Genomic DNA, 26,312 nt, shown 5'->3' with positions numbered 1-26,312 from the left:
GATGGTCACATGCAAAAACAAGACAGTGTAAATGTTCTTGGAGGCGTTCTCGCCCCCTGCTCTCGTGATCCGCTGACCGGGTTTTTCCGGGATGGAGCGTGCAATACATGCCCCGAAGACCAGGGCAGTCATACGGTCTGCGCCGTCATGACGGCTGAGTTTTTGGCCTATTCCAAATACGTGGGAAACGACCTGAGCACCCCGCGGCCAGAGTTCAACTTTCCTGGCCTCAACCCCGGCGACCGTTGGTGTCTGTGCGCGGGACGCTTTCTGCAAGCGCATGATGAGGGTTGCGCCCCAAAGGTTCAGTTAGACGCGACACACCAGCGTGCGCTGGATGTTGTGCCCCTGCGTGTTCTTAAAACGCATGCCATCGAGGATTGATGTTCTGCGCCGCACTGCCAGAACTGAAACGGCGCGCTAGAAATAGCGCGCCGTGAAACGTTCCAAAGACGTAATGTCGAGTTAATCGACGCTCCGACCTTCCGTGTCGGACATGTCAAAGTTCAAATACTTGGCAACAGTTTGCACATCCTTGTCGCCACGCCCGCACATGTTCATACAAATCAGGTGATCTTTGGGCAGGTCAGGGGCAATCTTCATCACATGCGCCAGCGCATGCGACGGCTCCAATGCGGGGATGATACCCTCGGTCGCGCAACATAGCTGGAATGCTTCCAGCGCCTCTTTATCGGTAATCGAGACATATTGCGCGCGGCCTATATCATGCAGCCAAGAATGCTCGGGCCCAATGCCGGGATAGTCCAGCCCAGCCGAGATCGAGTACCCTTCCAAAATCTGGCCATCGTCATCCTGCAACAGATAGGTCCGGTTCCCGTGCAAAACGCCCGGACGACCACCCGTCAGGGATGCGCAATGCTCCATCTTTTCATTCACGCCTTTGCCGCCAGCTTCTACACCGATGATATTGACGGACTTGTCGTCCAGGAACGGGTAGAACAGACCCATCGCGTTCGACCCACCGCCAATGGCAGCAATGATCGTGTCGGGCAACCTACCCTCGGCCTTGTGCATCTGCTCTTTGGCTTCCTTGCCGATGATAGACTGAAAATCGCGCACCATCGCCGGATAAGGGTGCGGACCTGCCACGGTGCCAATGCAGTAGAACGTGTCGCGCACATTGGTGACCCAGTCGCGCAGCGCGTCATTCATCGCGTCCTTGAGCGTTCCGCGGCCTGAGGTCACCGGAATGACTTCGGCCCCCAGCAGGCGCATGCGGAACACGTTGGGAGCCTGACGCTGGACGTCGTGCGCACCCATGTAAACCACGCATTTCAAACCGAATTTGGCGCAAACTGTGGCAGTGGCTACGCCGTGTTGGCCTGCCCCCGTCTCAGCAATGATACGGGTCTTGCCCATGCGCCGTGCCAGAATAATCTGACCCAGCACGTTGTTGATCTTATGCGCACCAGTATGGTTCAGCTCATCGCGCTTGAGATAGATCTTCGCGCCACCCAGATGTTCGGTCAGACGTTCCGCGTAGTACAGAGGCGAGGGGCGACCCACATAGTTGGCCCAGAGATCATCCATCTCGGCCCAGAAGGTCGGGTCATCCTTGGCCTTTTCATATTCCTCTTCCAGCGACAGGATCAGGGGCATCAGCGTTTCGCTGACGAACCGTCCGCCGAAGATGCCAAAGCGGCCCTGTTCGTCGGGGCCGGACATGAAGGAATTGAAAAGATCGTTGGCCATGGGTGTCTCCCTCGTCATACCCGTTGTTCATAGGAGGTGACGACGGGATTTGCCATGCTAAAACGTATTATTCCGCCGCCTGTTTTTGCGTCTGCCAAACCTGCAAAGCCTGCGCACGCGTCGGGACAGAGATACACGGAAAATGGCAAAACCGGTTTATGTTGGCCAATCTCGACGACGCCTGAACAACGCGCCGATGCGGCCCGGATTGCGCAAATGTCAGCATGGCTTCGGCGTCGTGCCAAACGCTTAGCGAAAACAGCAGACCATCATGCGGAAACACGCTGGCCTCTAGGCACAAGGGATCACCCTGCGCTTGCCGCAAGGCCCGGTGCGCCCGCCAAAAGAATTCGGGCGCGTAGTACCAGTGCTTGAGAGTTACACCGCCGATTGCTGCAATCACGTCTCACCTCTTTTCTTCAGGTGATACGCAACGGTACAAAAATCAGATCAACCAGCGGCCTTGATAAACGCATGTATGAGCGCGGGATCTTTTACCCCCGGTGCGCTCTCCACCCCGGAGGCGACATCGACCTGACGCGCACCGGTCATACGAATGGCTTCAGCCACGTTGTCGGGGTTCAATCCCCCGGCCAGCATCCAGGGCTTGCGCCAATACTTGCGCCCCGCCAACAAACGCCAGTCAAAGGCCAAACCGTTACCACCGGGCAGAACCGCATTTTTCGGTGCCTTTGCGTCAATCAAAAGCTGATCAGCAACGTCGCTATAGGTGTCGATGGCAGGCAAGTCTTCTGCATCAGCGACCCCGACCACCTTGATCACGGGCAACCCGTAACGATCCTTGATAGCTTGCACCCGCTCAACGCTTTCTGATCCGTGCAATTGGAGCATGTCGAACGGGGCCACAGCGGTGATACTATCGAGCAGCTCATCCGAGGCATTCACCACCAAGGCCACTTTCGCGACCCCCACAGGTACATCGCTGGTCAGGCTCGCGACATCGGCGGGCGCAACATAACGGGGTGATTTCGGAAAAAAGTTGAACCCAAGGTAACGTGCACCCGCTTCTGCCGAGGCACGCACGTGTTCAGGAGCGGTTAAACCGCAAATTTTGACAGAGACTTCCGGCATTTACGCCTCAGCTCGCCTCGTCAAGGATTGCCAGGACTTCGTCCTTGCCTTCGTTCTGCTTTTTCTTGAGCTTTTTGACCTCGCGCTCAAGCTTGCGCACTTCGCCGGTTTTCGCCGATGCATCCGCACGGTGCTTGTGTTCGCGCAGCCATTCCCACAGGAAGCCAATGATCAGGCCGGCAACGACACTGCCCAACACGACAATAAACAAGGGCAGTGAAGTACTGAAATTAAAGCCCAGCAGATCAGCAATGGCCTGCGGCATCAGCGTCAGTTCCACGGCTTCGCGGTTGGCCAGCGAAACCGAGATCAGAACGATCCCAAGGATCGCAAGGAAAGCATATCGAAGGTAGCGCATCATGGCTTAGGCTTTACCGTTCAAACGGTCCCTTAGCAACTTGCCAGTTTTGAAAAACGGCACACATTTTTGTTCGACCTGAACGGTCTCGCCTGTCCGCGGGTTACGGCCCACCCGCGCATCGCGTTTTTTAACCGAAAAAGCGCCGAAACCGCGCAGCTCGACCCGGTCACCGCGCGCCATCGCATCTGTCACTTCTTCGAACACGGTATTCACAATCCGCTCGACGTCGCGTTGGTAAAGATGCGGGTTCTCGTCGGCGATTTTCTGAATCAGTTCTGAACGGATCATGTGCGTTACCCTCCCAGGCGACCGGATTACCATGTCTATTATTCTGAACAGTATAGAAAAAAACTTGGTTCGGGGGAACGTTGACTCTGTGTGTGCGACCTTGATTCTACGTCAAACTCACGCGAATTTTTGCACTTGTCGGGAAATTGGCCTGCAATTCGTGAACCACAGATGAATAAAGCCTGCAAATCGGAACGTGTTGATTCGCAACAAAAACGGCCCCGCACTCTCATGCGGGGCCGCAAATTCTGCTTGGACTGAGGTCCGGACTTAGTCGCCGGACTTCAGCGCTGCACCCAAGATGTCGCCCAGCGACGCGCCCGAGTCCGACGAACCGTACTGTTCCACGGCCTCTTTCTCTTCGGCAATCTCACGTGCTTTGATCGACAGACCCAGACGGCGGGTCTTGCTGTCAACATTGGTGACGCGGACGTCGACCTTGTCACCGGTCGAGAAACGCTCGGGGCGCTGCTCGGCACGGTCGCGCGACAGGTCCGAACGACGGATGAAGGATTTCATGCCTTCGTATTCCACCTCGATACCGCCATCTTCGATCGCGGTGACCTCAACGGTGATGACTGAGCCACGCTTCACGCCGCCCACGGCTTCGGCGAACTTGTCACCGCCCAGGGCTTTGATCGACAGCGAGATACGCTCTTTCTCAACGTCAACTTCCGAGACAACGGCCGAAACCATGTCGCCTTTGCGGTAGTTCTGGATCGCATCCTCGCCACGCTCGTCCCAGGACAGGTCGGACAGGTGAACCATGCCGTCGATGTCGCCTTCGAGGCCAATGAACAGACCGAATTCGGTGATGTTCTTGACTTCGCCTTCGACCTCGGTGCCCTCGGGGTGGGTTTCTGCAAACACTTCCCACGGGTTGCGCTGAGTCTGCTTCAGGCCCAGAGACACGCGACGCTTGGCGCCGTCGATTTCCAGAACCATGACGTCGACTTCCTGGCTGGTCGAAACGATCTTGCCGGGGTGGACGTTTTTCTTGGTCCAGGACATCTCGGAGACGTGGACCAGACCTTCGACACCGGCTTCCAGCTCGACGAACGCGCCGTAGTCTGTGATGTTGGTGACGCGACCCTGATGGACCGAGCCCAGCGGGTATTTCGCAGCAACCAGATCCCACGGATCTTCCTGCAGCTGCTTCATGCCCAGGCTGATGCGGTGGGTCTCTTTGTTGATCTTGATGACCTGAACCTTGATGGTTTCGCCGATCGTCAGGATCTCGGACGGGTGGTTCACACGACGCCATGCCATGTCGGTGACGTGCAGCAGGCCGTCAACGCCGCCCAGGTCAACGAATGCACCGTATTCGGTGATGTTTTTGACAACACCCTCGACGGTCTGACCTTCGGACAGGTTGCCGATAACTTCGGCACGCTGTTCGGCACGCGATTCTTCCAGGATGGCGCGGCGCGAGACAACGATGTTGCCACGGCGGCGGTCCATTTTCAGAATCTGGAACGGCTGCTTCAGACCCATCAGCGGGCCGGCGTCGCGCACGGGGCGCACATCAACCTGCGAGCCGGGCAGGAACGCAACTGCGCCACCCAGATCGACGGTGAAGCCACCTTTGACGCGACCAAAGATTGCACCTTCGACGCGCTGGTCGTCGGCATATGCTTTTTCCAGACGGTCCCATGCCTCTTCACGGCGGGCCATCTCGCGCGAGATGACAGCTTCGCCACGGGCGTTTTCTGCGGCACGCAGGTAGACTTCTACCTCGTCACCAACAGCGATTTCAGGGGCTTCGCCGGGATTTGCGAATTCTTTCAGATCAACGCGGCCTTCCATTTTGTAGCCTACGTCGATGATGGCTTGGCCGGCTTCGATCGCCAGAACCTTACCTTTGACAACAGAACCCTCTTCGGGTGTGTCCATTTCGAAGCTTTCATTCAGGAGGGCTTCGAATTCCTCCATGGATGCGTTAGCCATGTGGCGTTGTTTTCCTTTACATACGTTTTTGCTGGCCGAGCGGTTGTCTCCGCCGGTCTTGTTTCATGATGTCCTTGGACGTGACCCGGTGCGCATCTGACTACACAAACACAAAGGGCCGAGGTGACCCGGCCCTGCTCAGATACGTCATCCAGACGTTAACCGCCCTTGTTCAGACAGCGCGCGTATAGTCCGGTTTATTCCCAGACGCAAGTGCAATAGCCCGAAACGCCAATCATAGGCGGTTCTTGACGCCTCAGGCATCACTGCCGTGAGCCCCAGATTGCCACATCCTGCTGCAACATTGCGCGTTCTATCGCGTCCAACCTTTCGCACGCGGCGATTGGATCGGTCGAACCGCCAGCTTGCTTCCAGATTTTCAAAGCCGAGGTCGGGCTCCAAGGAAGGCAGGCCGAAGCCAACCATTGCCGCAATCCTTTGGGCAAAGCATCGTAGGCCTGCATTGTGGGAATGCGCCGCCTGCGCCGTTTGAGCTGCGTGCGAAGATTGCGCCCAGATCGGCTTTTGGTCTTGGATATTGTGTCCAACTTGCGCGCTGTATGCATTGGCCTGTCCTGCTGCAGTGTACGTTATGATATTACATAACTAAACTGCAGCAACAAGCCATACATACTGCGAAGAATTGAGGTTTAGATTTCTTCGCCCTTTTTCAGCAGCTCGTCGATCAACTCTCGTTGCAGGTTTCCACTGTCGCCCCCGCCGAATTGCTGCGCTCCGCCCGAATAGAGCGAGCCGTAGGTCTTGGCGATATTCACCGTCTGCGCCAGGCCAGAGATCAACTGGTCCTTTTCAAGCGGTGAAAGTGGGTGGATAAAGGCGGCCCATAGGGTTCCGTTTGCGATCGCGTAACGTGCATCCAGCGCGCTATCAAAATTGGCCTGCATCATACGCTGCAAATCCTCGGCCGTTAAATCCGCCGCACTTCGGATCGGCACCATTGCCCGCATTCTGTCAGCGTTGGAATCCGTGATCACCAATACCGGCACGTCCGAAACAGTTAGCTGGAAACCGGGCCCGCTTGGTTGCGCATCCGGGTCGAGCGCAAAGATAATCTTGCCCAGCCGTTCGTAGGTCATAGGCGGCTCTGCTTCAGGCGTTGGTTCTGCCTCTTGCGCAGCCAGACCTCCGGCCAGAAAAATCAAGGTAATGACTAGTCGGATCATGGCGTCGCTCCTGCAAATTGCTTTTTCACCATACGCAGCACCTTGGTGTCATACCAAACAAAGCTTAGTGAAGAGCATAACTTGATCATTCCGAATATTGAACGATCTGCAATGCAAGCGATCCCATCTGCGATAGTTCGTTCGGATATGACCCTCTAACTATGTTTCAGCGGTTGACGGATGAACCGTACCGAACCTGAACATGGAAGGAAACGCAATGAAATCTCTGATCTTCAGCACCCTGATCGCAACGTTGCCCCTGATCGCAGCTCCGGCCTTTGCGGCGGACGAAATCAACGTCTCGAACGGAATATCTGCGGCGGGCGCACCTCTGGCTGCGCATGGCGTTGATCTGGTCGCCCTCGTTACCAACGGCAACCCGGTCCAAGGCTTTGCCACGCATTCGGCAACATATGACGGTGCCTCCTACTACTTCACCACAGCAGAAAACCGCGAAGCGTTTGAGGCCAACCCTGCAGCTTATCTACCACAACATGGCGGCTTTTGTTCCTTTGGCGTTTCGGTCGGGAAAAAGTTCGACGGTGACCCCGACCAGTACCTGATCGCTGACGGCAAGCTTTACCTGTTCTTGAATCCGGAAACCCGTGCCGCATTTCTGAAAGACGTGCCCGGCACCGCAAAGACGGCCGACGGCCAATGGTCCAAAATCAAAAGCATCGCAGTCGGCGAGCTGTAATCCCGGCAACGCGCAGCGATTGCCCGCGGCACTAACGTGTCGCGGGCTTCAACCGTTCAATCAGCGCAATGGCCTGCGAAAGCGCCGCTTCGATGCTCAGGTCCGAGGTATCCAGCAGCACGGCGTCATCTGCCGGTTTCATGGGTGCGGTGCTGCGTTCAGCATCTCGCGTATCCCGCTCGCGTACATCTGCGAGAACCTGATCCTTGTGGATGTCCGCGCCCTTGGCTTTGAGCTCGAGGTAACGGCGCTCTGCCCGCACCTCGGCACTGGCCGTAACAAACAGTTTTACCTCAGCGTTGGGGCAAATGACGGTTCCGATGTCACGCCCATCCAAAACCGCACCACCTGCCCGGCGGGCGAACGCGCGTTGAAAGTCCACCAATGCTGCCCGAACCTCCGGTACGACGGCCACCTTGGACGCGGCCTGTGCGATTTCGGCGGTGCGCAGATCGCCCTGCTCCAACTCTTCGGCAGTCAAAGCTTGGGCCGCTTGGACAGGGTCAACCCCTTGCAAAGTGCGCCGCCCAACGGCGCGGTACAAAAGCCCGGTATCCAAGTGAGCGAAACCGAAATGAGCCGCAACCGCTTTCGAGATCGTGCCTTTGCCAGCTGCAGCCGGGCCATCAATGGCGACTGTAAAGCTCATCCACGCACCACGTTTGCGCCCAGCGCGTGCATCAACGGCTCAAAAATCGGGAACGATGTCGCAATAGGGCCGCCATCATCAACGGAAACCGGAGTTTTGGCACCCATGCCCATAACCATGAAGGACATTGCTATGCGATGATCCAGAAAGCTCTCGCAAGTGCCGCCGCCGGGGACATTGCCGATGCCCAGTCCTTCGACCGACCACCATTCCTCGCCCTCTTCCACGGTCACACCATTGGCACGCAGACCGCGCGCCATGGCGTCGATCCGGTCGCTTTCCTTCACACGCAGCTCTTTCACGCCGCCCATCATTGTGGTGCCGGTGGCGTTAGCCGCAACCACGGACAGAACCGGGTATTCGTCGATCATCGAGGCCGCGCGCTCGGGCGGCACGTTGATGCCCTTCATGTTGGGCGAGTATTTCGCGCGCAGGTCAGCGACCGGCTCCCCGCCCTCTTCGCGTTCGTTTTCATAAGTCAGGTCCGCACCCATCTCGCGCAGCGTGGTGAACAGGCCCGCACGGGTCGGGTTCAGGCCGATGCCCGGCACAAGCACGTCCGAGCCGGGCGTGATCAGCGCTGCACAAACCGGAAAGGCCGCGCTGGACGGATCGCGTGGAACGGCGATGACCTGCGGTTTCAACTCAGGTCGCCCGGTCAGGGTGATGACCCTACCCTCATCGGTATCCTCAACTGTGATCTGTGCGCCAAACCCCGCCAGCATACGTTCCGAGTGGTCGCGGGTGGCCTCTTTCTCAATCACCACGGTTTTGCCCGGCGCGTTAAGACCAGCCAACAGCACAGCAGATTTCACCTGCGCCGACGGAACGGGAACCTCATAGCGAACCGGCACAGGCTCTGCTGCGCCCACGATGGTCATCGGCAGACGCCCGCCCGAGCGCCCAACCGACTGCGCCCCAAACAAAGCCAAAGGATCTGTGACCCGCGCCATCGGGCGTTTGTTCAGGCTGGCATCGCCGGTAAACGTGGCCGAGATCGGACAGGTCGCCATCGCGCCCATAATCAACCGCACACCCGTGCCCGAGTTGCCGCAATCGATCACCTGATCCGGCTCGGCAAAGCCGCCGACGCCCACACCATGCACGGTCCACTCGCCGTTACCGTTGTCGGTGACCTCAGCCCCAAAAGCACGCATTGCTTTTGCGGTGTCCAGAACATCCTCGCCCTCAAGCAGGCCGGAAATCTTTGTTTCACCCACCGCCATAGCGCCAAGAATCAATGACCGATGCGAGATCGACTTGTCCCCTGGCACCTCAGCCGTGCCGGTCAGCGGACCGCAGGGATGCGAGGTCATCGGGATGGGCGTGCCGTGTCCGGACATGGGGGCTCCTGTTTTCGCTATCAGTTCAAGGCGAATTAGCGAATTGGGGCCAGATGGTCCAGCGGCAATCAACCCTTGCGGCGGAAGGTCAGGTAATGCGGCGTGCGCCCTTCACGCAGAGCTTTCTGTTCATAACGGGTGGAAATCCAGTCGTCCCATGGTTCGCGCCAATCCGAAGGACGTTCGGCCAGCCATTCAAACCCGGCGCGCGGAACCTCTTCCAGCGTCTGGCGGACATAGTCGGGAATGTCAGTTGCCACGCGGAAAATCGAACCCGGTTTCAGGGTACGCGCCAACGGCTCCAAGTGTTCCTGTGTCACAAAACGGCGGCGATGGTGCCGTGTCTTGGGCCAAGGGTCTGGATACAGCAGAAACGCGCGCGAGATACTGGCCTCGGGCAAGACATCGAACAGATCGCGCACGTCACCGGGATGTACCGCAAGATTACCCACGCCCGCCTGACGGATCTTACCCAACAGCATAGCGACGCCGTTGATATAAGGCTCTGCCCCGATGATGCCGATATCGGGATTGGTCTCGGCCTGGTGCACCAGATGCTCACCACCGCCAAAGCCGATCTCAAGCCAGACTTCTTTCCCACCAAACAGCGCCCCAAGGTCCAATGGGTGTCGCTCGGGATTACTCTCCCAATCGACTGCACCCGGCGACAATGCGTCGAGATCTTCGCTCAGATACGTCTTCTGGCTTTGCTTCAGGGTTTTTCCCTTGAAGCGTCCATAAAAGTTTCTGCGGGGGCGTTGAGGTGTCTGGGTGCTCATGGCCGAGCCATTACTGCGAGGATACCCCAGAGGCAAGAGGCACAGGGCGTTCCTTCCGCCTCTAACCGATTTCCCCAGAATAAAGCGCGCCCGAAAGGGCGCACCTTTTGATAGATGTCAGATCAAACCGACGCTTTCAGCGCATCGACCAGATCTGTGCGCTCCCAGCTGAAACCGCCATCTGCGTCCGGCTCACGACCAAAATGGCCATAGGCTGCCGTGCGCTGGTAAATCGGCTTGTTCATCTGAAGGTGCTGCCGAATACCACGCGGCGTCAGGTCCATCACCTGTCCAACAGCCTTTTCGATCGCAGCGTCTTCCACCTGACCCGTACCGTAGGTTTCGGCGTAGATCGACAAAGGTTTGGACACACCAATCGCATAGCTGAGCTGGATGGTGCACCGCTCGGCCATACCTGCTGCAACGACGTTCTTTGCCAGATAGCGCGCGGCGTAGGCCGCTGAACGGTCAACCTTTGTTGGGTCTTTTCCCGAGAACGCACCGCCACCATGCGGTGCCGCCCCGCCATATGTGTCCACGATGATCTTGCGACCGGTCAGGCCGGCATCGCCATCTGGTCCACCGATGACAAACTTGCCTGTCGGGTTGACGTGCCATTCCGTGTCAGCAGACAGCCAGCCCCCTGGCAGGGTTTCAGTGATGTAAGGCTCGACAATCGCGCGGATATCATCCGATGTCAGCGCTTCGTCCAGATGCTGTGTCGACAGAACGATCGAACTGACCCCGACCGGCTTACCATCCCGATACACCACCGACAGCTGCGACTTCGCATCCGGGCCCAGCGCGGGTTCCGACCCGTTCTTACGGACTTCGGCCAGACGACGCAGGATCGCATGAGAATACTGGATCGGCGCAGGCATCAGTGCCGGCGTTTCCGTCGTGGCATAACCGAACATGATGCCCTGATCGCCAGCGCCCTCGTCCTTGTTGTCGGCCGCATCAACACCCTGCGCAATATGGGCAGACTGCTCATGCAGCAGGTTCGTTACCTCAACGGTTTCGTGGTGGAACTTGTCCTGCTCGTATCCGATATCCTTGATACACTCGCGGGCGATCTGATCGATGCGCCCCATGTAATCGTGCAGCTTGTCCTGATCCGACAGACCAACTTCGCCACCGATAACAACACGATTTGTCGTGGCAAACGTCTCGCACGCAACGCGTGCTTCGGGTTCTTCGTTCAGAAAGGCATCAAGTACAGCGTCGGAAATCCGGTCACAGACCTTATCCGGGTGACCTTCGGAAACGGATTCCGAAGTAAAAGTATAGTTCTGTCGGGACATAAATGTGCTCCATTAAGATTTCCCCGTCACGCCAGGAAGCCGTTGTGACGGGCAAGCGATTGGATACGCTTACATATAAAGCGGGTCAATCGGTAATTATGACAGTAATCTGCGGGCGTTGCGCCAATGCAGCGCCAGAAAGGCCAGAATAGCCGCAAAAATCGGCCAATCGCCTAGCCGGGAATAAATGGTAGGCGACAGTGGAGCGGGCAACAGGGCGTCGATGTATCCGGCTTCGCCTAGTGCAAGTGCATCTGTCATACGCCCAAGCGGGTCAATCATCGCCGAAACACCTGTGTTGGCCGACCGCATCATGGGCAGACCTTGTTCGATCGCCCGCATCCGCGCCTGCGCGAGATGTTGATAGGGGCCTGATCGCGTACCAAACCAGGCGTCATTGGTGATTTGCAGCAAAAAATCAGCTCGACCGGGGGCGGATAAGACATCCTGTGTGAAAACCGCCTCATAGCAGATGAGCGGTAGTGCTGCGCCCAATTTCCCGACCTCAATCAAAGCCGCCCCGGGGCCTGAACTGAACCCATGCCCGGTGGTGGCTGCCATCCCATGAATGCCGAACCGGGCCATAAGCTCTCCAAACGGGACGTATTCCCCGAATGGGGCCAGATGGTGTTTGTCGTAAAGCGCCGCTTGTTGCCCTTCTTCGTTGAGGTAAATCATCGAGTTGTAGATCTGCGGACCGTCGCCGCGCTGAATGCCAAAAATGACAGGGGTACCGTCCGCCGCGTCGGCAATCGCGTCCAAGTAAGGCTGAGCACTTCCAAGCCAAGCCGGGACCGAGGTTTCCGGCCACACAATCAGGTCGGGTCGGGGTTGCGCCGCAGTAAAGTCGATCTGGCGTGCAAAAAACAAATCCTTGAACGCAGGGTCCCATTTCTGATGTTGGGGCGCGTTGGGTTGAACCAGCCGCACCACATGCTCAGTGTTTTCAACGGTCGGCCGGGTGACTGCACATAAAATCACGACCCCAACCCCCGTAAGAGACAGAAGCGCCGGCCATTTGAAACCGGCTCTTTCGGTCAATGCCGCGCCCAAAGGCAGCGTCACCAACAGTGTCAACGCACCAAGCCCATAGGGCCCGATCCATGACAAAAGCTGCGCTGGTGGCGCGTCAACCCAGACCTGAGCCAGCCCGGCCCAAGGGAAGCCGGTCAGCACATAACCCCGCGCGCCCTCGGCCAGGGAAACCGCCAAAGCCAGCAGGATGGCTTGGCCCACGCCCGAAGCCCCTGGCTTGCGGACCAGCCAAAAGGCAAAAGCCCAGAACAAAGCCAAACCACCCGCCATGAACACCAAGGCAAACGGCGCCATCCACGCGTGACGCTCTGCGTCAACGAGAAAAGGTTCGACGATCCAACTCAGTGCGTGAGCAAAATAACCCGTAGCAAAGGCCCATCCCAACCATGCCGACTGCAAACGCGTTCCCGTGGCCAGAAACAACGGCGCAAGGCCCACCAGGGCCAAAAGCGTTGCATACCAAAAGCCAAAAGGTGCGAGCCCAAAGGCGGCAATTGCGCCCAACCCCAAAGACAGACCAAAGTTCAACCAGAACGGCCAGCCCTCGGCAGGGTTCATGCAACAAGATCCGGAAGCATTACGCGTAAACGTTTGATCCGGCGTGGGTCCGCATCAATGACCTCGAATTCGGGGCCTTCGGGATGCAAAACAACCTCACCTCGCGCAGGAACGCGTCCGGACAGCATGAAGACCAACCCGCCCAAAGTGTCGATTTCCTCTTCGTCGACATCTTCGTGACTGGTGAGCGAGCGGCCAATTTCCGCCTCGAAGTCTTCCAGCGGAACACGGGCCTGCACGACATAGCATCCCGGCTTTTCCTGCACCCATAGCTGACTTTCATCGGCGTCGTGCTCGTCAGCAATTTCGCCCACAACCTGTTCGATCAAGTCCTCGATGGTCAACAAACCATCCACACCGCCGTATTCGTCTATCACAAGCGCCATATGCCGACGCTCGGTCTGCATCTTGGTCAGCAAAACCCCAATCGGCATGGAGGGCGGCACAAACAACAGGGTCCGCAGCATAGAAACCAGATCAAAATCCGAGGACGATCCGTTAAAACCATGCGTCAGGGCAAAGTCCTTGAGGTGAACAAATCCCAGCGGTGTGTCCAGCGTGCCTTCATAAACAGGAATACGCGACAAACCACTTTCACGGAAAACCTGCGCCAATTCATCCTTGGAAATGGTCGATGAGACCGAGATGATTTCAGCCGTCGGGATCGCGACGTCTTCAACACGCATCCTGCGCAGGTTGATCATGCCTCTTGGCTGCACTTTGTCGGCCTCATGCCCGTTGACCGCCGAGGCCTCTTGCTCTTCCGGTGACGAGAACGCGTCCACTATTCGAGAAAAGAAACCCGTTTTCTCTTTGACATTATCGGTGCTGTCCTTTGATTGCGCGCTCTGCGCCGCCATAGAACTGCCGTCTGTATCGCCCATTATCCCATTCCAAATGATCGGCCTCAAAAAGCCCGTACTAAACAGTATATGGGTCATCAATACCCATTTTGCCAAGTATCTCGACCTCGACCCGCTCCATCAAAGTGGCGTCAGGGTCACGAATGTGGTCGTATCCCAGCAGATGCAACATTCCGTGAATGATCAAATGCGTCACGTGATCCTGCAGCGATTTACCCGCCTCTGACGCTTCGCGGGCGCAGGTGTCATAGGAAATCGCGATATCGCCAAGGGCGATTTCTCCGGTAAAATCCGGCTGCGGAGAGACAGGCCGCTGGCCAGCGATCTCTGGCGCCAAATCCTCGGCCGGCCAACTCAGAACATTTGTAGGTGTGGGCTTTTCCCGAAACTCTGCGTTCAATTCAGCAATTCGGTCGTCATCACATCCCAGAACGCTGATCTCACAAAGTTCGTGATCCAAACCGACATGATCCAACACAGCTTTGATCGCACGTTGGGCCAAGGCCTCAAGTCCCTGCCAGCGCGCGTCTTCCACGGTTAGTTCCAAATTCATGCGTAGAAATCCAAAGCCCCTTGCGCGAGACCCCGATACTAACCGGTTTCGCGGCCCGCGTCGGCCTCATACGCCTCGATAATGGCGGCCACAAGTGGGTGGCGTACAACATCCTTCGACGTGAAGTAATTGAAACTGATATTCGGGATCGTCTTCAACAACCGCTCTGCATCAGCCAAGCCAGATTGCACACCGCGCGGCAGATCGACCTGAGACCGGTCACCGGTGATTACCATACGGCTCCCCTCGCCCAAGCGTGTCAGGAACATCTTCATCTGCATGGTCGTGGCATTCTGTGCTTCGTCCAGAACGACAAAGGCATTTGCCAGTGTACGTCCGCGCATAAAGGCCAGGGGCGCGATTTCAATACGCTTTTCCTCGATCAATTTCGCGAGCTGCTTGCCCGGCAAAAAGTCATTCAGCGCATCGTACAACGGCTGCATATAAGGATCGACTTTGTCCTTCATGTCCCCCGGCAAATAGCCCAGCTTTTCACCCGCCTCGACCGCAGGACGGCTGAGGATAATGCGGTCCACGTGACCACCGATAAACATCGAGACCCCAACAGCGACAGCCAAATAGGTCTTACCCGTTCCGGCGGGGCCGATTCCAAACGCCAGTTCGTTGTTGAACAATGACTGCACATACGCTTTCTGAGCGTCCGTGCGCGGCTCAACCAGCTTCTTGCGGGTTTTGATCTCGACCGTGCCGCCCTTGAACATCTCAAGCTGATCGCCGTCGCGGCTACCAGTTCCCTGCTCAGAACTGCCCATGCGCAGCTCGCGATCCACGTCTGCGGCTTCTACCTCTTTCCCCGTTTCCAAACGGGTATAGAGCGCCTGAAGCACCTCGATCGCTTGTTTTTGGGCTTCCTCGTCTCCCATGATAACCAACTGGTTGCCGCGGCGCACAATCTGGACGGACAGCTTATGTTCGATATCGGTCAGGTTGCGGTCGTATTCGCCGCAAAGATCAATCAACAACCGGTTGTCGGGAAATTCTACAAACGCCTCTCGTTGGGGCATTTCGTCTTGCGGTGGGGTCAGGGCACCGATGGCCAATACGTTCTCCTGTCTTGGCGTTTCACCCTGAGCGTGACAACAATTCCCGGTGGGCGCAAGCCACAGAATTAAATTTTCGCAAACGGATGATAAAACCGCCCACGGCTTTTGCGCACATGCCGTATCTCAACCGGCCTTAGGGTGACGGGCGAGCCCACAGGTTCAGAACGTATAGTTCAATCCAAACCTTAAGCCGCTGTATTTCGGAGTTGAGCGTGTCGAGAATCCATTCTCGAATTCAATGTCTTCAGCCTCAAACTGCACATACTCAAACTCACCGGTGATCGACCAGTCATCACTCAGGTAATGCTCAAGCCCGATACTGGCCGAAAAGCCGTTGCGGCTGTCACTTTCCTGAAAAGACTGCGTCACGGTTCCTACAGAAATGCTGTTCGTGGTCTCCACATCGCCCCGGACGTACCCTGCCGAAACAAAGTACAAAAGCGAACCGCTTTTGTTGGTGATGCCATTACGAAATCGAATCGATAAGACATCCGAGACCTCGGATCCGCCTGTGACCGTCGCTCCGCTGATGTTTGTGGTCACTTCGTCGTCAAGCGACCCAAAGTCATAGCCCAGTTCGACGCCATATACATAGCTGCGATTGCCCCGAAAGGGCAGAATACCGCGCCAACCTGCCCGAACCCCGCCGAGCGTTCCTTTCAAATCCAATTCGCCGATTGGAAAAATTTGCGTCGGTGTATTCAAACCAAACTGATCGGTGCCGCCAATCGAATAGATGCCAGACAAACCCAGATAAAAGGCACTGATGTTCTTGCTTTCTGTCTGAGGGCTGGCGACCGGAGGATCTGTCACAACAGCGTCCAGATTCCCTGCAGCCGTCGCGCTGGACAGCCCGGCGAAAGAGATTGCAGTCGCCAATAGCAGATGCAGATTCTGTCTAATCACGTTCTTCAGAATACTCACTCGCACCCTCCAACGCCCCCCCAACCAATCACAGGGTCGATACATACAAGGGAATTTCAGGGGCATGTTGTCTGTAGGCCCCTAAAAAACCTGACTTTTCTCGGAGCATAGTTCCAATTGATAAATCAAGGGTAAATTTTCGAACCTAACGTCAACGGCATTTACCCATCTTAAACACCGGGCGTTGTCAGATTAGTTCGCCTGCCAAAGAATTTGCCCCGGATGCAGTAATTCGAACGTCCCTCAATTCACCGACCTCCAAACTTGCGCCAGAGACGTGAACTGAATGAAGATACTCGGATTTTCCGACCATCTGCCCCGGCAAACGCCCAGGTTTCTCGAACAGAACTTTGACATTCCGCCCGACCATTGCATCCCGAATTTCACGCTGGTGCTTTGTGATTAAGGCCTGCAGGCGCTGTAGGCGGTCATCCGCCAATTCGGGATCAACCTGAGACCGCTCGGCCGCGGGTGTTCCCGGACGTGTCGAATATTTGAAGGAATAGGCGTACCCGTATCTGACCTGCTCGACCAGATCGAGCGTGGCCTGAAAGTCCTCGTCGGTCTCTTCAGGAAAGCCCACGATAAAGTCGCCCGACATCATGATATCAGGCCGTGCTTCACGGATGCGTTCGATCAGTTTCAGATAACTTTCGGCCGTATGACTGCGGTTCATCCGTTTCAGAATCCGATCCGAGCCCGACTGAACCGGCAGGTGTAGATATGGCATGAGCTTTTCACATGTTCCGTGCGCCTCAATCAGGTCATCGGCCATGTCATTGGGGTGCGAGGTCGTGAAACGGATACGCTCCAATCCGTCGACCTTGTTCAATTCCCAGATCAGACCAGCCAATGTCATGTCACCGTTGGGCCCGGCACCATGGTATGCATTCACGTTCTGGCCCAGCAACGTAATCTCGCGCACGCCACGCTCAACCAAATCCTGCGCCTCGCGAATGATGCGGTCGGCGGGGCGGCTAACTTCGGCGCCACGTGTATAGGGCACAACACAGAACGCGCAGAATTTATCACAGCCTTCCTGCACAGTCAGAAAAGCAGTTGGGCCACGTTTGGCCTTGGGCCGGTTTTTGAGTTTTTCGAACTTGTCTTCTTCGGGGAAATCCGTGTCCAGCGCCTTGGCACCTTCGCGCGTCTTGGCTTCCATCTCGGGCAGACGGTGATAACTTTGCGGACCGACAACCAGATCGACCAACGGCTGGCGGCGCATGATCTCTTCGCCCTCTGCCTGCGCAACGCATCCTGCCACACCAATCTTCAGATCCGGCTTTTCGGCTTTCAGGCCTTTAAAGCGGCCCAACTCGGAATAAACTTTTTCCGCAGCCTTTTCCCGAATGTGACAGGTGTTCAGCAGAATCATATCTGCGTCGTCTGGGCTTTGCGTTTCCACATAGCCCTGCCCGCCCAACGTTTCAGCCATACGCTCGCTGTCGTAGACATTCATCTGACAACCATAGGTCTTGATGTACAGCTTTTTGGGTTCTGACATGGGTATGGCCTTTGCGTTCGCGGGATCGGCGTCGTCTATACTCAACGAACGCCGCTTGCAATGCCCGCGCGATTACCTGATTTTGTCCGAAAACGCCAGCAAAGCGGAACCAAACAGGCGATGCAGTACGACACCCTTTCCTCTTTCCTGCAATCTGGCCGCATAGCGCTTGCCAAGGGTCCAATCGCCCTGATTTTCGCCGAAGACAATGTCGAGGTGGAAAGCACGATACGACACCATCTGAATCTCGGCTTCAAATCCCTGATCGCCTTTATGCCCGCCGAGTTTGTGCTCAGCCCCGATCTGTCTGACAGGATACACAGGGTCACGCTGACTTGTGCGCCACGAACGGTGGTGTTCGAGACCATTAACAAAGTGATCCAATCGGCACCCGACCTGTGGATGTATTACTGCTACAACGCCGAATACCTGTTCTTTCCCTTCTGCGAGACCCGCTCGGTCGGAGAGATGCTGGCCTTTCACACGGAAGAGCGTCGGAACGCGATGCTGACCCATGTGGTGGACCTCTACGCCGATGACCTCAGTGCCTACCCAAACGGGGTCGCCCCGGATCGGGCGATGTTGGACAGGGTCGGCTATTACGCCCATGCGCGGCACACGACCGAAGGACATCCCGTCGAAAGGCAGCTCGACATGTCCGGTGGCTTGCGGTGGCGATTCGAAGATCACATACCCTATGAACGCCGCCGGATTGATCGGATAGGATTATTCAAATCCCAAAAAGGGCTGCATATCCTACCGGACCACAGTTTTGACGCGCCGGAATACAACACCTATTCCTGCCCATGGCACCACAATCTGACAGCGGCAATCTGTTCTTTCCGGGCGGCCAAAGCGCTCAAGTCCAATGCCGGTTCGACGTTCGATATCCCGACGTTTCAGTGGCGCAACTCGATTGCGTTCGAATGGACCTCGGGTCAATTGCTGGACTTGGGCCTTATCGAAACCGGTCAGTGGTTCTGACGGCGCAACAGAATGGGAAACCAGTCCTGGCGCAAGCGTTGGCCCGGCACCATATCATGCCCCGGGAAAGGCGGAGACGTGCGCCCCGGCCTTTCGACATAGCGGGCGTCATCACCGACAAGACGCAGGGAAAATGCCCGACGACGGCTGTCAGAATGGTTTCCGCGCGCCCCGTGCAAAGTACGGTAATTAAACGCCACAGCGTCGCCAGGCTCCATCTCAAACTCCGCCACGGTCATGCCCTCGGCATCCGGGTCGGGCACGGGAATGTATTGCCCTTCATCCGGAAAGAAACCTGCCTCTGACACCCAACGGGTCGGCAGCACCTCTTTCTCCCATCGATGCGATCCGGCGACGCATCGCAACGTCGCTTGTTTGACCGGGTCAAGAGGAGACCAGAAGCTGATGGTTTGTTGACCTTCGACAAAATAATAGGGACCGTCCTGATGCCACGGCGTCGCCATCGACGTACCGGGTTCTTTGACCAAAACATGGTCGTGAAACATCTGAACCGTGTTGGATTGCATCAGATCCGCGGCTACCTCGGCAGCTGGAGAGTTATGAACGACATCTTGGAACTGTTCGATACGCGACCAATTGCAGTAATCATCAAAGAACAGACCTGTTTCACCCTGCTTTTTGTTGTCCGAAGCATAGGGGCCCGGCGTGACCATATTGGTTTCAATACCTTCCCGAAGGGTATTCACGTAGTCTGCGAACAGCCCCTTGACCAAAACCACACCGTCGCGCTGATAGGTATCGATCATCTCTTGCGTAACAAGTGGGTGGGTCATCTTGGTCTCCGGTAGAATTTCGGGTGTTTTGCCTGGGGTGCGAGACCTTGTTCAAGCCCTAACTTTAGAAGTCACCGCCAGCCTAGCGTTGGCATTGGCCAGCGTCTAAGCTAATACGGCTGCGCGCGTGGGTACCACGTCAGCCTGACATCAGAAACAGTTGTTAGTTACTTCTTGCGCAGACGGATTACCACGTCGACGGACGCGATTTCCACACCTTCCGGCGCTTTGGGCAGACGCTGAATCACCAACTCTTCGGACGGTGCGTCGCTCAGGCGACCCTCGTCTTCCCAGAAGAAATGCGGGTGGTCGTGCGTATTGGTATCGAAATAGCTTTTCGACCCATCCACAGTGATTTCCTGCAACACACCTGCATCACAGAACGCACGTAACGTGTTGTAAACAGTGGCGAGCGAAACAGCATCGCCATTCTTCTTGGCCGATTCAAACAGGCTTTCCGCCGTTACATGGCGATGACGGCCATCACCCACCAGAAGTTCAGCCAAGGCCACGCGTTGCCGCGTCGGGCGCAGTCCGGCTTGAACCAACCAATCGGTGGCGATGCTCTGGCTTTCTGGTGTCATGAATCCGATACCGTTTTGTTGCTGGTATATATATAGGTGTTGTACTCAGGTAATTTCAAATGAAATTCATTCGCAAAGAATAGACTGAACACAACAGGATGTGGGCCGCCGCTCTTGCAGGACCTTGCTAACGGGTGCTAGACGAGGCCAGATTAAATGAACGAACCCCGGCAGGAGAGGCGGCAGAATGGCCCAATTCCCGAGCAGCTTTGACAAGGATGATCTGCTGAAATGCGCCCGTGGCGAATTATTCGGCCCCGGCAATGCGCAGTTGCCCGCCCCACCAATGTTGATGATGGACCGTATCACCGATATCTCGGCTGATGGAGGTGAACATGGTAAGGGCCACGTACTGGCCGAGTTCGACATTACGCCTGACCTATGGTTCTTTGACTGCCATTTTCCGGGCAACCCGATCATGCCCGGTTGTCTTGGCCTTGACGGATTGTGGCAACTGACGGGCTTCAATCTGGGTTGGCGTGGCTGGCAGGGGCGCGGCATGGCCGTCGGTGTGGGCGAGGTCAAGCTGACCGGCATGGTCCGCCCGGACCGTAAGATGCTGACTTATAAAATCGATTTCAAAAAAGCGATCCAGACGCGTCGCCTGACCATGGGTGTCGCAGACGGAATCGTCGAAGCGGACGGTGAAATGATTTACGACGTCAAGGACATGAAAGTCGTTCTGTCCGAAGCCTGAGCCTGATCGGCTCGAAATAAGGAGCACGCACATGCGTCGAGTAGTTGTCACCGGTTTGGGGATTGTCTCCTCCATCGGGAACAATGCCGCAGAGGTTTTGGCCTCACTCAAATCCGGAAAATCCGGCATCGAAGCCAATGAGCAGATGATTGAGCACGGCTTTCGCAGCCAGATCGCCGGGTCGCTGAAAATCAACGTAGCCGAACATGTGGACAAGCGGACGCTGCGGTTCATGGGGCCCGGCGCGGCCTACGCCCATATTGCAATGAGCCAAGCTATTGCGGATTCCGGTCTAAGTGAAGATCAGGTCGTGAACCCACGCACGGGGTTGGTGGCCGGTTCTGGCGGCCCGTCGACCAGTGCCATGCTGACGGCTCATCAGACCGTTCTGAAGAACGGTGCGACGAAACGTATCGGCCCGTTTGCAGTGCCCAAATGCATGTGCTCAACCATTTCCGCGAACTTGGCGACTGCGTTCAAGATCAAGGGCATCAACTATTCGATCACCTCGGCCTGTTCAACTTCGCTGCACTGCATCGGTAACGCGGCAGAACAGATCATGCTGGGTAAGCAGGACGTGATGTTCGCTGGCGGCGGCGAAGAGCTGGACTGGACCCTGTCCTGCCTGTTCGACGCGATGGGCGCGATGTCGTCCAAATACAACGACACGCCCGAAAAAGCCTCTCGTGCGTTTGATCAGGACCGCGACGGGTTCGTGATCTCGGGCGGTGGCGGCATCGTCGTGCTTGAAGATCTGGATCACGCGTTGGCACGCGGCGCCAAGATCTACGCCGAGGTAACCGGCTATGCGGCCACATCCGATGGCCACGACATGGTAGCCCCATCGGGCGAAGGCGGCGAACGCGCGATGCGTTTGGCGTTATCGACCTTGCCCGAAGGGCGAAAGGTTGACTACATCAACGCCCACGGCACCTCGACCCCAGTCGGTGATGTGGGCGAGGTCGAAGCAGTGCGCCGTATCTTTGGCGAAGGCAACGTGCCGCCCATTTCGTCGACCAAGTCGATGACCGGCCATGCGCAGGGTGCGGCTGGCGCGCTAGAGGCGATCTTCTGCCTTTTGATGCTGGACAACGACTTTATAACACCGTCGATTAACGTCGACACTCTTGCCGAAGGCATTCTGCCCGGTGAAATTGCAACTCAAGTGGTTGAAAACGCGGGTTTGGACAGTGTGATGACCAACAGCTTTGGCTTTGGTGGCACGAATGGATCCATGGTTCTGTCAAAGTTTAACGGGTGAATGTGATGTCGGATCTTCTTAAAGGTAAACGCGGCCTGATCATGGGCGTGGCGAACGACCGCTCGATCGCCTGGGGTATCGCCAAGGCCATGCACGAGGCTGGTGCCGAGCTGGCTTTCACCTATCAGGGCGAGGCATTCGGCAAAAGGTTGGAACCTTTGGCCCAAAGCCTCGGCAGCGATTTCATGGTTGATGCGGATGTCACCGATGACGACTCGTTAGATCGGGCTTTTTCGGAACTGGGCGAACGCTGGCCGACGATTGATTTTGTGGTCCACGCAATCGCTTATTCGGACAAGTCCGAACTGACGGGCCGGTTTCTGAATACGACGCGCGCGAATTTCAAACACTCGATGGATGTGTCCGCGTACTCGTTTATCGAAGTTGCACGGCGCGCGTATCCGCTGATGAAAGACAATGGCGGTACGCTTTTAACGCTGACCTATCAGGGATCGAATCGTGTTGTACCGAACTACAACGTGATGGGCGTAGCCAAGGCTGCACTGGAATCGGCGACACGTTATTTGGCCAATGATCTGGGCCCCGAAGGGATTCGCGTCAACGCAATCTCGCCCGGCCCAATGAAGACGTTGGCCGGTGCAGCAATCGGCGGTGCGCGTAAAACCTACAAGTTCTGCGATAACAATGCGCCAATGCGTTCGAACGCGACGCTCGAGGCCGTTGGCGGGACCGCAGTCTATCTGACCTCGGATGCCGGGGCTTGTACGTCGGGGGAGATTATCCGCGTCGACGGTGGTTTCCATGTGCTGGGAATGCCGCAACCAGATTTCATGTGACCTGAACTTTCCCTGCCGGTGCCCAGATTTGACCATCTTTCACCGGCAGAGATATCGGCATGAGCAAAGCCGATCACATACTTGAAAGCAACAAGCGCAGTTCGCGGTCCAGACGCAAACCGGGTTTTTTGACTGTACGCGGGCGCTTGGCGCTGTTGGTGCTGACAACACTATTGATTTTATTCGTGTTTTTCACACAACCGCAAATCCGTACAGCCTTTGTATCATGGGCCAGCCTGGCTGCGGGCTGACCCACTCTGACTGCCAATACGGTCAGTTGATTGAGACGACTTCAATGTCAAAAGTCAGGTCCTGACCCGCCAACGGGTGGTTGGCATCCAGAGTTACAGTTGCCTCGTTGGCTTCAACGACTGTAACCGGCATAACCTGACCATCCGGTGTCTGCATCTGAAGTTGCGAACCCGGCTCCAGCGGGATGTCATCGGGGATGCCCTCGCGCGGGATGTCCTGCCGCATGGCCGGATTGATGGGGCCGTAGGCATCAATGCAGGCAATCTCGACCCGCTTCTTATCGCCCACTGCCAGACCCGGCATGGCACTATCCAGTCCCGGTATGATCTGGCCGGATCCGACCACAAATTCCAACGGGTCCCGCCCATCCGAACTGTCGAATACGTTCCCGTCCAGCAACGTCCCGGTATAGTGAATGCGAACAGTGTCGCCCTGCTTGATTGCGGTCATTTTGGCCTCCGGCCTTCAAAGAGTTGAACGGCCAAACCTACGGTCTGACACGTCTTTGTAAACCCTTCCCTCTTTTAAGCGCCGCAGCGTTGTGCAAACCTGCGCCCGACCGAGGGAGGGGATGAAATGCCGATTACAACTTGTGTTTTTGATGCCTACGGCACGCTGTTCGATGTTGCCGCTGCGGCCCGTCAAGCTGCGACCGAGCCGGGTTTTGAAGCTTTGCAAGACAAATGGCCCGAGGTGGCGAACCATTGGCGGCTTAAGCAGCTGCAATACACGTGGCTGCGCGCGGTTGCCAATGCGCATGCGGATTTCTGGGACGTCACACAAGACGGCTTGGACTGGGCACTGGAAGCCGCCGGTTTGGACGGCGACGCAAAACTGCGGCAGCGCCTTCTTGACTTGTATTGGGAACTGCAGGCTTACCCCGAGGTGCCCCAGATGCTTGCCGCTTTGAAAGCCGGAGGATTGCAGACCGCAATCCTGTCAAACGGGTCACCGCCGATGCTGGATGGTGCAGTGCAGTCGGCTGGCATAGGCGATGTGCTGGATGACGTTTTGTCTGTCGAGAGTGTTGGCGTCTTCAAACCGCACTCAACGGTTTACGACCTTGTTCAACAGCGTTTTGGCGGTTCACGTGACGAAGTTCTGTTCGTCAGCTCAAACGGATGGGATGCCGCTGGCGCCAGTGGATACGGCTTTGTCACCACTTGGGTGAATCGTGCAGGCGAGCCGATGGACCGGTTACCGTGGAAACCCGCACATGTTCTGTCGGACCTCACAACCATTCCGCAGATCGCTGGACTCTGATGCCCTTTTTCAAGACCTCAGACGGCATCAACCTGTATTTTGAGGACACGGGCTCGGGTAAACCCGTCCTGTGTCTTGCAGGTTTGACACGTAATACCCGCGATTTTTCCTTCCTCGCCCCGCATCTTTCCGACATGCGCGTGATCGCCATGGATTATCGGGGACGTGGTCAGTCGGACTATGATCCTGACTTCATGAACTACAACGTTTTGCGCGAATCTCACGACGTGGTCGAATTGCTGGATCACCTCGGGCTTGATCGGGTCACCGTCATAGGAACATCGCGCGGTGGGCTTATCGCGATGGCTTTGGCCGCCAGCCATCCCGAACGCCTGTCGGGGGTCGTCCTGAACGATGTCGGGCCCGTGCTTGAGCTGTCCGGGATCGCAAAGATCATGGACTATGTCGGCAAGCAACCCGCTGCAAAAACCTACGACGAGGCCGCGCTTGCATTAAAGCACCTTATGGAGCCGATGTTTCCCGGCGTGTCCCTGACGCGTTGGCAACAGCAAGCCCGGATTCAATACGAAGAAACCGCGCAAGGCCTTCGGATGCGATATGACCCTGCCCTGCGCAAGGCATTGTTAGAGCAGGCCGCGGCAGGGGCAATCCCCGACATGTGGTTGTTTTTCGAAGCGCTGAAAGATATCCCGACGGGCGCTATTCGGGGACAGAACTCTGATATTTTGGGAAAAGACACTCTGACCCAGATGCATGTAAGACACCCCGGCCTTTTGTCCGTCGAAGTACCGGATCGCGGCCATGCGCCATTTCTGGATGAGCCGGACTCTCTTGACCTTATTCGAAAGGTATTGGACGCCGTATGAGCACGCTGGACATGATCGAAGCCGCTGCAACCCGCTTGGATGGGCACGCGCGGGTGACCCCTCTTTTGACCTCTCCGTTTCTGGATGAACTGGCGGGTCGACGAGTGCTTGTGAAACCGGAATGCCTGCAGCACACGGGCAGCTTCAAATTCCGCGGGGCATGGTCGGCTATTTCAGCGCTCAGCGCTGCGGATCGTCAACGCGGCGTGATCGCCTATTCTTCGGGGAACCATGCGCAAGGCGTGGCTTATGCCGCAGCACTGCACGGCATTTCTTCTGTCATCGTAATGCCGTCGGATGCACCGCAACTTAAGATCGAAAATACTCGCGCCCTGGGCGGAGAGGTCGTTTTATACGACCGCGCCAACGAAAGCCGGGAAGATATCGGCGAGGCCATAGCCGCCGAGCGCGGTTTGACCTTGATCCGACCCTATGACGAACCTCAGGTAATAGCCGGGCAAGGCACTGTTGGCCTTGAGATCGCCCGCCAAGCTGCGGAACTGGGCGTTCAAAACGCCGATGTTCTGGTCTGTTGCGGGGGCGGAGGCCTGACATCAGGGATCGCCCTGGCGCTTGAGGGGCATGCCCCCGGTCTGCGCGCCCGCCCGTGTGAGCCAGAGGGTTTTGATGACATCAAACGTTCGCTTGCTGCCGGTAGCATTCAAAGCAATCCAGCGGCTTCCGGCAACATCTGCGACGCGATCCTGACCCCGCAGCCCGGTGACATTACTTTTCCAATTCTCAACCGATTGTGCGGGCCGGGCCTTTCGGTGTCAGAAGACGAGGCATTGCACGCAATGGCCCTGGCCTTCCTCCGCCTAAAGATCACGCTTGAACCGGGCGGAGCCGTTTCGCTTGCATCGGCACTATTTCGCAGTGACGAAATCGAAGGGGACGCGGTGATCGTTGTCGCGTCTGGCGGGAATGCCGATCCAGCGATTTTTGGCAAAGCGCTGGAATTCCTGACCTGACCGTCTGCGATGTGTCGGGCA

Annotated in this window: 31 protein-coding genes and 1 riboswitch; of the genes, 10 read left to right on the top strand and 21 right to left on the bottom strand. The window is 56.8% G+C overall.

Features of this window, described 5'->3' with window-relative positions; genetic code table 11:
- Positions 1-9 precede the first annotated feature (9 nt).
- A complete protein-coding gene (locus tag ACR0BD_RS03440; RefSeq protein ID WP_480828908.1) occupies positions 10-384 on the top strand; it encodes a DUF2237 family protein in 375 nt (124 codons plus the stop codon).
- Between the two features lie 81 nt (positions 385-465).
- Here the strand turns inward: ACR0BD_RS03440 and trpB are convergent, their stop codons facing one another.
- From trpB to ACR0BD_RS03400, 8 genes are all read right to left on the bottom strand, one after another.
- On the bottom strand, positions 466-1,713 hold the full coding sequence (gene trpB, locus ACR0BD_RS03435) for a tryptophan synthase subunit beta (protein WP_480694811.1): 1,248 nt from the start codon (positions 1,711-1,713) through the stop codon (positions 466-468).
- A 67-nt stretch (positions 1,714-1,780) separates the two neighbouring features.
- A complete protein-coding gene (locus ACR0BD_RS03430; RefSeq protein WP_480828907.1) occupies positions 1,781-2,116 on the bottom strand; it encodes a hypothetical protein in 336 nt (111 codons plus the stop codon).
- Positions 2,117-2,163: 47 nt separating this feature from the next.
- Positions 2,164-2,805, bottom strand: a complete 642-nt coding sequence (locus ACR0BD_RS03425; RefSeq protein WP_480828905.1) for a phosphoribosylanthranilate isomerase — start codon at positions 2,803-2,805, stop codon at positions 2,164-2,166.
- Positions 2,806-2,812: 7 nt separating this feature from the next.
- A complete protein-coding gene (locus ACR0BD_RS03420) occupies positions 2,813-3,163 on the bottom strand; it encodes a lipopolysaccharide assembly protein LapA domain-containing protein (protein WP_480695007.1) in 351 nt (116 codons plus the stop codon).
- A gap of 6 nt (positions 3,164-3,169) precedes the next feature.
- Entirely contained in the window at positions 3,170-3,454 is a 285-nt protein-coding gene (ihfB, locus tag ACR0BD_RS03415) for an integration host factor subunit beta (RefSeq protein WP_480828904.1), read from the bottom strand.
- A 270-nt stretch (positions 3,455-3,724) separates the two neighbouring features.
- Positions 3,725-5,401 carry a 30S ribosomal protein S1 gene (gene rpsA / locus ACR0BD_RS03410; RefSeq protein WP_170769919.1) on the bottom strand — a complete coding sequence of 559 codons (1,677 nt, stop codon included), beginning with the start codon at positions 5,399-5,401 and terminating at the stop codon, positions 3,725-3,727.
- Positions 5,402-5,664: 263 nt separating this feature from the next.
- Positions 5,665-5,967 carry a DUF6525 family protein gene (locus tag ACR0BD_RS03405; RefSeq protein ID WP_480828902.1) on the bottom strand — a complete coding sequence of 101 codons (303 nt, stop codon included), beginning with the start codon at positions 5,965-5,967 and terminating at the stop codon, positions 5,665-5,667.
- Positions 5,968-6,051: 84 nt separating this feature from the next.
- Positions 6,052-6,585 carry a hypothetical protein gene (locus ACR0BD_RS03400; RefSeq protein WP_480828901.1) on the bottom strand — a complete coding sequence of 178 codons (534 nt, stop codon included), beginning with the start codon at positions 6,583-6,585 and terminating at the stop codon, positions 6,052-6,054.
- 217 nt (positions 6,586-6,802) lie between these two features.
- Here ACR0BD_RS03400 and ACR0BD_RS03395 point away from each other — a divergent pair, with 217 nt between their 5' ends.
- Positions 6,803-7,282 (top strand): YHS domain-containing (seleno)protein, encoded by a 480-nt coding sequence (locus tag ACR0BD_RS03395; RefSeq protein ID WP_480828900.1) that lies wholly within the window; start codon positions 6,803-6,805, stop codon positions 7,280-7,282.
- Between the two features lie 31 nt (positions 7,283-7,313).
- Here ACR0BD_RS03395 and cmk read toward each other — a convergent pair whose 3' ends face one another.
- From cmk to miaB, 10 genes are all read right to left on the bottom strand, one after another.
- A complete protein-coding gene (gene cmk, locus ACR0BD_RS03390) occupies positions 7,314-7,931 on the bottom strand; it encodes a (d)CMP kinase (protein WP_480828899.1) in 618 nt (205 codons plus the stop codon).
- Positions 7,928-9,274, bottom strand: a complete 1,347-nt coding sequence (gene aroA, locus ACR0BD_RS03385; protein ID WP_480828898.1) for a 3-phosphoshikimate 1-carboxyvinyltransferase — start codon at positions 9,272-9,274, stop codon at positions 7,928-7,930. The genes cmk and aroA overlap by 4 nt, the downstream gene beginning before the upstream one ends.
- 68 nt (positions 9,275-9,342) lie before the next feature.
- A complete protein-coding gene (trmB, locus tag ACR0BD_RS03380; protein ID WP_480828896.1) occupies positions 9,343-10,053 on the bottom strand; it encodes a tRNA (guanine(46)-N(7))-methyltransferase TrmB in 711 nt (236 codons plus the stop codon).
- 122 nt (positions 10,054-10,175) lie between these two features.
- Positions 10,176-11,357 carry a methionine adenosyltransferase gene (gene metK / locus ACR0BD_RS03375; RefSeq protein WP_480694828.1) on the bottom strand — a complete coding sequence of 394 codons (1,182 nt, stop codon included), beginning with the start codon at positions 11,355-11,357 and terminating at the stop codon, positions 10,176-10,178.
- Positions 11,358-11,362: 5 nt separating this feature from the next.
- Positions 11,363-11,411, bottom strand: a riboswitch (SAM-SAH riboswitch).
- A 42-nt stretch (positions 11,412-11,453) separates the two neighbouring features.
- Positions 11,454-12,950, bottom strand: coding sequence for an apolipoprotein N-acyltransferase (gene lnt / locus ACR0BD_RS03370; protein ID WP_480828894.1), 1,497 nt, complete (start codon positions 12,948-12,950; stop codon positions 11,454-11,456).
- Positions 12,947-13,834, bottom strand: coding sequence for a hemolysin family protein (locus ACR0BD_RS03365; protein ID WP_480828893.1), 888 nt, complete (start codon positions 13,832-13,834; stop codon positions 12,947-12,949). Before ACR0BD_RS03365 ends, lnt begins: the two co-directional genes overlap by 4 nt.
- Before the next feature lie 37 nt (positions 13,835-13,871).
- The gene (gene ybeY / locus ACR0BD_RS03360; RefSeq protein WP_480828892.1) at positions 13,872-14,366 is read right to left on the bottom strand and encodes an rRNA maturation RNase YbeY; all 495 of its coding nucleotides are present in this window, start codon (positions 14,364-14,366) and stop codon (positions 13,872-13,874) included.
- A gap of 38 nt (positions 14,367-14,404) precedes the next feature.
- Complete coding sequence (locus ACR0BD_RS03355; RefSeq protein WP_480694835.1) at positions 14,405-15,427, bottom strand: PhoH family protein; 1,023 nt, start codon at positions 15,425-15,427, stop codon at positions 14,405-14,407.
- 162 nt (positions 15,428-15,589) lie between these two features.
- A complete protein-coding gene (locus tag ACR0BD_RS03350; RefSeq protein ID WP_480828891.1) occupies positions 15,590-16,354 on the bottom strand; it encodes an outer membrane protein in 765 nt (254 codons plus the stop codon).
- Positions 16,355-16,541: 187 nt separating this feature from the next.
- On the bottom strand, positions 16,542-17,861 hold the full coding sequence (gene miaB / locus ACR0BD_RS03345) for a tRNA (N6-isopentenyl adenosine(37)-C2)-methylthiotransferase MiaB (RefSeq protein ID WP_480828889.1): 1,320 nt from the start codon (positions 17,859-17,861) through the stop codon (positions 16,542-16,544).
- A 60-nt stretch (positions 17,862-17,921) separates the two neighbouring features.
- On the opposite strand from miaB, the gene ACR0BD_RS03340 reads away from it, so the two are divergent.
- Positions 17,922-18,845 carry a hypothetical protein gene (locus tag ACR0BD_RS03340; protein ID WP_480828888.1) on the top strand — a complete coding sequence of 308 codons (924 nt, stop codon included), beginning with the start codon at positions 17,922-17,924 and terminating at the stop codon, positions 18,843-18,845.
- Here the strand turns inward: ACR0BD_RS03340 and ACR0BD_RS03335 are convergent.
- Both ACR0BD_RS03335 and irrA read right to left on the bottom strand, forming a co-directional pair.
- A complete protein-coding gene (locus ACR0BD_RS03335; RefSeq protein WP_480828887.1) occupies positions 18,833-19,639 on the bottom strand; it encodes a phytanoyl-CoA dioxygenase family protein in 807 nt (268 codons plus the stop codon). The genes ACR0BD_RS03340 and ACR0BD_RS03335 overlap by 13 nt on opposite strands.
- A gap of 167 nt (positions 19,640-19,806) precedes the next feature.
- Positions 19,807-20,223, bottom strand: coding sequence for an iron response transcriptional regulator IrrA (gene irrA, locus ACR0BD_RS03330; RefSeq protein ID WP_480694845.1), 417 nt, complete (start codon positions 20,221-20,223; stop codon positions 19,807-19,809).
- Between the two features lie 187 nt (positions 20,224-20,410).
- On the opposite strand from irrA, the gene fabA reads away from it, so the two are divergent.
- From fabA to ACR0BD_RS03310, 4 genes are read left to right on the top strand one after another with little or no spacing between them, the layout of a single operon-like run.
- Complete coding sequence (fabA, locus tag ACR0BD_RS03325; protein ID WP_480517532.1) at positions 20,411-20,920, top strand: bifunctional 3-hydroxydecanoyl-ACP dehydratase/trans-2-decenoyl-ACP isomerase; 510 nt, start codon at positions 20,411-20,413, stop codon at positions 20,918-20,920.
- 31 nt (positions 20,921-20,951) lie between these two features.
- Positions 20,952-22,181: a beta-ketoacyl-ACP synthase I gene (gene fabB / locus ACR0BD_RS03320; RefSeq protein ID WP_480694847.1), complete on the top strand. Its 1,230-nt coding sequence runs from the start codon at positions 20,952-20,954 to the stop codon at positions 22,179-22,181.
- A 5-nt stretch (positions 22,182-22,186) separates the two neighbouring features.
- Complete coding sequence (locus tag ACR0BD_RS03315; protein ID WP_480694849.1) at positions 22,187-22,978, top strand: enoyl-ACP reductase FabI; 792 nt, start codon at positions 22,187-22,189, stop codon at positions 22,976-22,978.
- 59 nt (positions 22,979-23,037) lie between these two features.
- Positions 23,038-23,229, top strand: coding sequence for a hypothetical protein (locus tag ACR0BD_RS03310; protein ID WP_480828886.1), 192 nt, complete (start codon positions 23,038-23,040; stop codon positions 23,227-23,229).
- 22 nt (positions 23,230-23,251) lie between these two features.
- Here ACR0BD_RS03310 and ACR0BD_RS03305 read toward each other — a convergent pair whose 3' ends face one another.
- A complete protein-coding gene (locus tag ACR0BD_RS03305; RefSeq protein WP_480828885.1) occupies positions 23,252-23,680 on the bottom strand; it encodes an FKBP-type peptidyl-prolyl cis-trans isomerase in 429 nt (142 codons plus the stop codon).
- A 126-nt stretch (positions 23,681-23,806) separates the two neighbouring features.
- Here ACR0BD_RS03305 and ACR0BD_RS03300 point away from each other — a divergent pair, with 126 nt between their 5' ends.
- Genes ACR0BD_RS03300 through ACR0BD_RS03290 form a run of 3 tightly spaced genes read left to right on the top strand, consistent with a single transcriptional unit; the run spans position 23,807 to position 26,291 of the window.
- Positions 23,807-24,493, top strand: a complete 687-nt coding sequence (locus tag ACR0BD_RS03300) for a haloacid dehalogenase type II (protein ID WP_480828884.1) — start codon at positions 23,807-23,809, stop codon at positions 24,491-24,493.
- Entirely contained in the window at positions 24,493-25,320 is an 828-nt protein-coding gene (locus ACR0BD_RS03295) for an alpha/beta fold hydrolase (RefSeq protein WP_480828883.1), read from the top strand. Before ACR0BD_RS03300 ends, ACR0BD_RS03295 begins: the two co-directional genes overlap by 1 nt.
- Positions 25,317-26,291, top strand: coding sequence for a threonine ammonia-lyase (locus ACR0BD_RS03290; protein ID WP_480828881.1), 975 nt, complete (start codon positions 25,317-25,319; stop codon positions 26,289-26,291). Before ACR0BD_RS03295 ends, ACR0BD_RS03290 begins: the two co-directional genes overlap by 4 nt.
- Positions 26,292-26,312 lie beyond the last annotated feature (21 nt).

The organism is Ruegeria sp. G5 (assembly GCF_056533365.1).
The sequence above is the reverse complement of the archived record's forward strand: the minus strand, read 5'-3'. Positions and strand labels throughout refer to the sequence as shown.